Source organism: Flavobacterium psychroterrae, assembly GCF_018380615.1.
Taxonomy (GTDB): Bacteria; Bacteroidota; Bacteroidia; order Flavobacteriales; family Flavobacteriaceae; genus Flavobacterium; species Flavobacterium psychroterrae.
This window is the reverse complement of record NZ_JAGYVZ010000017.1, coordinates 118089-126847: the sequence shown is the minus strand read 5'-3', so window position 1 is coordinate 126847 and position 8759 is coordinate 118089. Positions and strand designations below refer to the sequence as shown.

Genomic DNA, 8759 nt, shown 5'->3' with positions numbered 1-8759 from the left:
CCGGCTGGTAAAGCCAATTGTAAAGTGCTGATTCCGTCAAACTTTTCCAATCACGTTTTTCGGCTTCATTTTCATAAGCTTGTAATACTTCAGGAATAGACATTTTTACCGGAAGACAGTATTTAGCCAGGATAAAATCTGCTATGTCGTCTTTTATGATCTGTGCATTCTTTTGACCTTCACCTTTATGAAGAAACACTTCGTACTCATGTTTTAAATACTCTTCGTATTTTGCTTTAAGTCTGCGAGGATTTCCGGGTAATGAGAAAACCCATTTATCGGGATCGATGGCATTAACAGCTTCGCTAATATTTTTCCAAATCTCAGTTGGTTTTCTACCAAATGTTTTAGATTTCGTTAAACGATCATTAAGAACTATTCGAATAGCATTTAAAATGATAGCGTTAGTTGCTTTTATTCTTTGATCTTCAAGTGATATAGGTTTCCCGCAAGGTTTTCTATGTTCAGCAAAAAATCTTATTGCTTTTACATCGGGTATAATGTAACTTTCTAATTTATTACGAACCACAACTTCTTTAGGTTCTCCCAGTCCTTCTTTGCATACTTTCTTAAAATCTACTCCTTGATGTATCGGTAGGTCATGAAAACTTACAAAAGGTTCATTACCTGGTCCGCGTCCTTCCTTGGTACGGATTAATTTTCCTCGTTTGCATAATTTTTGATAATTATCGTATGATACTAAACCCCAATCTTCATAAAGAAGTCTGGCGGGTATTGAGAGTATGTTATTATGATATTCGTACATAACTTTAAACGGTGTTTAAATAGACTTTTTTTTGTTCCCGCCCGGTACTCGAAACCGGGAGTGTGCCACTCGGGAGGAATTACTATATTTACGGTCTCACTCAAATAAATAATAGTAATTATGATGAAACGTTTTTCCTTTTATGAATACAACCATTTGTATTTCACGGAACAGTCCAAAGACGAAAATAATTTAAGAAACCAAAAATTTAATCAGGAGATTTCCAATGTGCAAACCCAGTATGCTTCGGTTGTGGTTCGAAAGATTGTTCTCGCAGTCGACAATCACGGCTGTTTTCCATTTCCTTTATTTGAAACTTCCCAACCTGGTGCAGTTCCGCTATTGACGAAAATCTTTGATGAAGATTTAGAGCTTTTCCCTCTGGAATTATATCAGGAATTTCAAGGGACAAATCGTCATTTGGAGCAAGTTTTACAATTAGACCCAGATGAAATTCCGATAAGAATGATCTGATTTTAATTAAATCCCAGTTAATTTCGTTTGACTCAATTTCTATTGCTTGTATATCACCTATATAACCATTAGCGTTATTACCGTTTAATAATGATTGCCCGTCTTGATTTTGAATATCAAAGGCAATAACTAATTTTTGTTTCATATAATTACATTATTACCTTCTTTCAACAACAACTCTTTTGCACGAGCTCGAACCTTCTTAGCGAGCTCAGAGTTGTTGTAATAGTCTAATGCCATTTTTACATTTTGCTTACTCGTTTTAAATTCTTTTGCCATTTGAGTTTTAAACTCGGGAGCGATTCTTATTTTCATATCTTTGCGTTTTATACTATGTTTTGAAAGCGTGTTTTGAAACTTGTATTTTGTATTTTGTTTTACAAATATATAGACAAAATTTAGACCTATAATTATAAAAATGGACAAAATTTCGACAATTAAAGAAAATATATTGCAATACATTGAAAAACAAAGCATTAGTAAAACTGATTTTTACGAAAAAACTGGTTTTAGTGCCTCAAATTTTAAAGGAAAAGGGTTAAATAGTGAAATTGGGGGTGACAAAATAGTCAAAATTTTGTCCTTATATAAGGATATTAACATCGAGTGGCTGATTACTGGAAAAGGTTCCATGTTAAAAAGTGATTTAAATACACCAAGTGATTCATCGGTGAATTATGGACGAGAAGAAAAAAATTTAATTCCTTTATACGATGGTGTTGTTACAGCGGGTATGCAGGAAACTGCAATACTAGACCCAACCCAACAACCCGCAGAAATGATCGATGCAGGAGATTGGTTTCGTGATGCTACCGCCGCAATGCGTGTTCATGGAGATAGTATGTACCCAGAATATAAATCAGGAAGTATTGCAGCACTGCGGGAGGTAAAAAATAAACGTTTGGTTGTTTATGGTCAGGATTATTTGCTAGAAACATCAGAATACAGGGTAATTAAAAGACTTCAAAAAAGTGATTTGCCCCAAAATTGGCTAGCTTGCTCAGTGAATGAAGAAAAATACGAGAGCTCCGGGCGTTTGATACATGAACCATTCGATGTACATATTGATGATGTAACAAGACTTTATCAAGTGTTAGGTAATGTAAAGAGAAACCAAAGCAGTAGTGTTATACATGCTAATAAATTTAATTAAAACAATGAATATCAAATAGTTATCGTTATTTTTTAGTGTCTTTTAATGTATTTACACCCCTGCACTCAAAGTTTTTTTAAATACTCTGAGTGTGTATTGTGTTATTTATGTATATACTGATTACTATTTTTAAACCTATTATGTCCATGTATTTGTCCATGTATTTGTCTATCTAATGTGTTATTTCATAAAATATCTTTTTTAGGTATATTGATTTGTGGGCGTAAAAAAAGCCTGCCATAATTGGCAAGCTTTAAAAATAAATATATGCTTTATTGCTTGAAAATGTTGCTTTTACGTACATTTACACTGTTTGTGGTAGTTCGTGTCTTAAACGATAGATTATGCCTTATTTAAACGGTATTTAAATGGTATATAATGGCACAAAAATGTACGTTTTAAATTTTTCCTTTTTTCAGCCTTTTTTGGTCTTAAGTATTGATTTTGTTGACTTTTTCGACCTTTTTTGTATTAGTCTCTATTGTACATTTTATTTAATAGCCTATACTTAAGAAATCGAGTTTTTTTCGAGTTTCTAACATCACATCTTTGTCTAGTTCAACTATAAAGGTCGCTGAGGTTTCCTGAGGTTCTAATACATAATTTCCTAAAAAATCAACAGCTTGCGAATGTCCAATATGTTCAAAATTATTGGCATCAAAACCTATTCTGTTTACTCCAACGACGTAGCTTAAATTCTCGATTGCTCTTGCTTTTAGCAAAGTATCCCAGGCGTTTGTTCTCACTTTTGGCCAATTTGCCACATATATAAGCAAGTCGTAATTCTCTACATTTCTGGCAAAAACAGGAAATCTTAAATCATAACAAACTTGCAGGCAAATTTTCCAGCCTAAATATTCTACAATTACTTTTTTATCTCCGCTGGTATAAAACTTATCTTCTCCGGCAAGTGAAAATAAATGGCGTTTGTTATAATATTGAATTTCGCCTGACGGAAAAACAAAAAGCATTCGGTTATAATATTGTTCATTTTCAGCAATAATCAAACTTCCCGTAATGGCGAAGTTTTTTTGTTTAGCGAGAGATTGCATCCACAAGACAGTTTCACCTTGCATATTTTCAGCAACCTGAGATGCATTCATGGTAAATCCTGTTGAAAACATTTCCGGAAGTACGACCAAATTTACTTCAGAATTGATCTCATTTATTTTCGATTCAAAGCTTTTTCTATTTTTAGAAATGTCTTCCCAATAAAGATCCGATTGTATAAGTGCGATTTTCATATTTCAAAAATACGAATTTTAAGATTAAAATTAGTATTCGCAAAAAAAGCATTATCTGCAAAAATTTCTCAAAACACCGCGAAAAATCCCAATTGTTTTGGATATTAAAAATGCTTCACGAAAAAATATTGCAAAAAATATGCACTTTATGCAAAAAATATGCAAATGTGTAGAATTAATTTTTATATTTGATCGCCAACAAAAACCAAAAAAAACATGAAAACCAAACAATTATGAAAACAACGCTAATTTCATTAGTATTTATTGGGGGAATGATTTTCTCAGCAAATGCAAAAGAGGCTGCAATTAAAAAGCACCTCTTTGAACAAAAAAGCAATCAAATTGAAATTACTGGCCAGATTTTAGGTCAGGATGACGGAATGCCAATTGCCGGAGCAACTATTTATGCCGAAAGCAATAATAAAATAGCAACAATATCTGATGAAAACGGAAAATTCAAATTAGAAGTTCCGGAACATGAAAGTCACATTGTTGTATCTTACATGGGTTACGAAACTTCAAAATTTCCGTTAATTCAATCTACAAATTTAACCATAAGATTAAAACCTGCCGAAAATGTTTTAGATCAGGTTTTAGTAACCGCATTAGGAGTCAAAAAAAGCAGCAAATCTGTAGCTTACGCAGTAACGGAGCTTAAAGGAACAGAATTTACAAAAGCCAAGGAAACTAATATTGCGAATGCTTTAGTAGGGAAAATTGCAGGTGTAAACGTGAGCAGCACTGCAACGGGACCTAACGGTTCTAGCAGGGTCGTAATTAGAGGAAATGGTTCGTTGAACGGAAATAACCAGCCGATGTATGTTGTAAATGATTTACCAATTGACAACACTCAACTTAACTTACCCGGAATTGGCAACGGTGCCGGATCTACAAGGATTAATGTGGATCGTGGTGACGGAACATCTGTTATTAATCCGGATGATATCAAAACTATTACTGTTTTAAAAGGCGGAACTGCCGCTGCATTATATGGCGCAAATGCTGCAAATGGTGTGATTTTGATTCAGACGAAAAGAGGATCTGCTCAAAAAGGAATTGGAGTTGACTATAATACTTCGTTTACTTTTGAAACTCCATCCATCATACCAGATTGGCAGTATGAATATGGTTCAGGAGCAAATGGAAAAAAACCAACAACTCAAGCTGAAGCTATTGCAGACGGACGCTGGTCGTGGGGAGCAAAAATGGACGGAACAAATGTTGTTCAGTTTGACGGAGTTGAAAGACCGTATGTTGCCCAAAAAAATAACATTAAAAACTTCTATAATACAGGTACAACATTCATTAACTCGATAGCTTTATCAGGAGGAAATGAAAAAGCTACCGGACGTCTTTCGTTTTCAAACATGGAAAATCAAGGTGTTGTTCCAAATACTGATTTCAACAGAAAAAGCCTCAACATGGCAAGCAATGTTAATTTAACAAACTGGTTAAAATTTGATGTCGTAGCGCAATATAATTTAGAAAAATCAAACAACAGAGTTACCGTTTCTGATGCTGAAGCCAACCCAAACTGGGGAACGTACATGATCGCCAACACAGTGGATATTAGAAATCTAGCCCCAGGTTATGATGCAAATGGTGTTGAAGAGGCCTGGAATCCTGTTGCAGTAGCGACAAACCCTTATTTTGTAGTGAATAAAATTAAAAACAACGATACTAAAAACCGCTTTATCGGAATGTTGAATGTAAAAATGAATTTTACACCAAACTTATTTCTTCAAGGTAGAATTGGTCAGGATTATACAGATTATGAATTCTTTGGATACATCCCAAAAACAACTTTAAACAACCCAGTTGGATATGCACAAAGTTCCAGAATGAAAATATCCAACCTGAATTCTGAGGCAATTCTTAATTATACAAAGAAAAACATTTACAATGATTTCTCTTTAAATGCATTGATTGGAGTAAACTCCCGCACCAATTTAAGAGACGAAACTAAAGTGGAAGGTTCCAATTTTGTATTAGATGATTTTTATGCTTTAAGCAATTTATCTACACTTGCCTACAGCTATCCTTACGGAAAAACCAAAACAAATTCGGTTTACGGCGCTGCCGATTTTGATTATAAAAATATCGTGTTTTTAAACGTAACTGGTCGTCAGGATTGGTTCTCAACACTTTCAAAAGAAAATAATACCGTATTTTATCCTTCCGTAGGAACAAGTATTATTGTATCAGATATTATAACAATGCCGAAATTTGTGTCATTTGCTAAACTAAGAAGTTCATGGGCACAAGTTGGTGGTGCAACGCCGGATCCTTATGCATTGAACCAATCGTACTCGATGATTCAGGGCGGACATAATGGTCAGCAATTACAAGGACCTACAAGTACACGAGTTCCTAATGCAACTTTAAGTCCGCTGACTTCTACAACATTTGAAATTGGTACTGATTTAGGATTTTTTCATAACCGTTTGAATCTTGATTTTGCTTATTACAACCGTGCTACTACAAATGATATTGTCGAAACTACAATCTCTAATGCGGCAGGAGCAAGTACAGCATTATTGAATCTTGGAAAAATGAGAAACAAAGGAGTTGAAGTTTTATTAAGTGGAAAAATTATCAGCTCAGAAAACTTTTCATGGGATGCAAGTTTCAACGGATCTTATAATGAAAACACAGTTGAAGCACTTACCGATCAGTTGAATTCGATCACAATGGCAACTTCGGTAAACGGATATGTAACTATTACAAGTGATGTTGGTCGCCCCTATAGTATTATAAAAGGATATAAACCTCGTGTAGATGCAAACGGAAATACGGTTTATAATGTAAGCGGCGGATCTGCAACTATCGCGCAAGGCCCTCTTGAAGAATTAGGTCAGGGCGTTCATCCCTGGGCAGCGGGACTAAGCAACGAATTTAAATATAGAAACATCTCGTTCAGCTTTTTGATCGATGGTAAATTTGGAGGAAGTTTATATTCCGGAACAGATTTATACGGAACGCGTATGGGATTGACAAAATTAACGCTTGAAGGTCGTGAAAACGGATTACCAATTAAAGGTGTGGACACAAACGGAAATCCGGTTGATATGGTAATTGCTCCGGAAAACCTAAGAACATATTATGATGGTTTAAGAAACATTTCATCAACATTTGTTTACGATGCTAGTTTTGTAAAATTAAGACAAGTAATTCTGGGTTATGATTTACCAATTGAAAAAATAAAAGGATTATCAAAACTTCAGGGAGCTTCGGTTTCATTTGTAGCAAGAAACTTATTCATTCTTTATAAGAAAACACCAAACGTAGATCCTGAATCTGTATTTAGCGCAGGAAATGCGCAGGGTGTAGAACAATTTGGAGTGCCAAAAACCAGAAGTTTCGGTTTAAGTTTAAACGTCAAATTTTAAACTCACTTTATTGCTAATTTTAAATTAAAAGACATGAAAAAGTTAACCATATTATACATCTCAGGTATACTTTTAGGAAGTATGACAGCCTGTACCAAGGATTTTGAAGAAATCAATACCAACCCAAACGTTGTTGAAAAACCCAATGCAAATTTTATTTTCAGCAAAGCTCAATTAGATGGTTTGAATAATAATTATTTTGCAACCAATATATTAGAATGTGGCGGAATGATTCAGCATTATGCGACTTACAAAGAAGCTTCCGGCGCCGGAGATAAATATTTGAGTAATGAAGTTTATTATTCTGCTTATTTCAATCAGGTTTACCCAACCGCATTAAATGAAACCGAAATTGTAATTAATACCTTAAAAGATACACCTACAGATAGTAATAAACTGAATATTGCACGAATCTGGAAAGCGTATTTGTATCACAGAGTAACAGATTTATATGGTGACATTCCTTATTCTGATGCTGCAAAAGCAAATAGCGCACAAATATTTCTTCCTAAATATGATACTCAGGAATTCATTTACAAAGATTTATTAAAAGAACTTGACGAAGCTGCAGCAGCATTAGATCCTGCAAAAGCAAGTTTTGGCAAAGCCGATTTTATCTATGATGGAGATGTTGTAAAATGGAAGAAATTCTCTTATTCATTAATGCTCAGATTAGGATTGAGATTAAGTAAAGTTGATCCGGCTTTATCAAAAACCTGGGTTACAAAAGCAATTGCCGGCGGCGTAATTTTAAATACTGCCGATAATGCAATTATGAAATACACCGATGGACCCAACGACATCAACAGAAACCCTGTTGGTTTTGATTCCAGAAAGCAGGATTTTACTGCAGGATCTTTTGGTCAGAAAAATGTTGAAGGCGGAAAATTAGGCAAAACCTTCATCGATTTATTAAAAGCAACAGCCGATCCAAGAATTAGTGTTTACGCCGGAGTTTGGCAGGGAACATCTCAAAATACAACACTTGCAATACAAAAAGGTTTCCCTAACGGAACAAAAATTGCGCCAACAGCTGCTGAACAAGGAACTTATTCTGAGCCAAATCAAAGTACAGTTTTTAAATATGATGCACCGCTTGTATTGATAAGCAACTCCGAAACTAATTTATATTTAGCCGAAGCCGCAGCAAGAGGATGGTACACAAATGAAACCGATAAGGATTTGTATGAGAAAGGTGTAAAAGCATCCTTTTTAAACATGGGAATCTACGGAGTGTCTTATGCAATTACAGATGCAACTGTTTATTTAACCTTAAATCCGTTTAATGCAGCAGGTTCATTTGAAGATAAAATGAACCAGATTCACACTCAAATTTACGTTGCCTTATTTGTAGACGAGCAAGAAGTTTATGCAAATTGGAGAAGAACCGGATATCCTGTTTTAGTTCCTGTAAATTTTCCGGGCAACGTTACAAACGGCACAATTCCAAGACGTTTCAAATACCCAACAACAGAATATTCAGTGAATTCTGCTAATTTAGCTGAAGCAATCAAACGCCAGGGCGAAGACACATTCACAACAAAAATGTGGTGGGATAAATAAAAAATCCAAGAGTTAAAAATGTGCCTTTAGGCACTTAATATTGGTAGTTACAAGATTTCAAATTCGTTAGCGTGCCGTAGGTACGCAACAAACATGACTAATTGCGTACCTACGGCACGCCAAATATTGTGATTCATATTTTCTACCAATATTAAGTGCCTAAAGGCACA

At 34.8% G+C, this 8759-nt stretch carries 6 protein-coding genes and 1 pseudogene; 3 read left to right on the top strand and 4 right to left on the bottom strand.

The window, feature by feature from the left end; genetic code table 11:
* The 3 genes and pseudogenes from KHA90_RS17640 to KHA90_RS17630 form a co-directional block, all read right to left on the bottom strand.
* A pseudogene (locus KHA90_RS17640) lies at positions 1-766 on the bottom strand (hypothetical protein); the annotation flags it as partial.
* A 208-nt stretch (positions 767-974) separates the two neighbouring features.
* Entirely contained in the window at positions 975-1385 is a 411-nt protein-coding gene (locus tag KHA90_RS17635; protein ID WP_213303749.1) for a hypothetical protein, read from the bottom strand.
* Positions 1382-1555, bottom strand: a complete 174-nt coding sequence (locus KHA90_RS17630; protein WP_213303747.1) for a hypothetical protein — start codon at positions 1553-1555, stop codon at positions 1382-1384. Before KHA90_RS17630 ends, KHA90_RS17635 begins: the two co-directional genes overlap by 4 nt.
* 103 nt (positions 1556-1658) lie before the next feature.
* On the opposite strand from KHA90_RS17630, the gene KHA90_RS17625 reads away from it, so the two are divergent.
* Positions 1659-2393, top strand: coding sequence for a S24 family peptidase (locus KHA90_RS17625; RefSeq protein ID WP_213303744.1), 735 nt, complete (start codon positions 1659-1661; stop codon positions 2391-2393).
* 494 nt (positions 2394-2887) lie between these two features.
* Here the strand turns inward: KHA90_RS17625 and KHA90_RS17620 are convergent, their stop codons facing one another.
* Entirely contained in the window at positions 2888-3637 is a 750-nt protein-coding gene (locus KHA90_RS17620) for a nitrilase family protein (RefSeq protein WP_213303741.1), read from the bottom strand.
* 233 nt (positions 3638-3870) lie between these two features.
* Between KHA90_RS17620 and KHA90_RS17615 the strand changes: the two genes are divergently transcribed.
* Positions 3871-7026 (top strand): SusC/RagA family TonB-linked outer membrane protein, encoded by a 3156-nt coding sequence (locus KHA90_RS17615; RefSeq protein WP_213303738.1) that lies wholly within the window; start codon positions 3871-3873, stop codon positions 7024-7026.
* A 33-nt stretch (positions 7027-7059) separates the two neighbouring features.
* Positions 7060-8589 carry a SusD/RagB family nutrient-binding outer membrane lipoprotein gene (locus KHA90_RS17610; RefSeq protein WP_213303721.1) on the top strand — a complete coding sequence of 510 codons (1530 nt, stop codon included), beginning with the start codon at positions 7060-7062 and terminating at the stop codon, positions 8587-8589.
* The last annotated feature ends 170 nt before the right edge of the window (positions 8590-8759 follow it).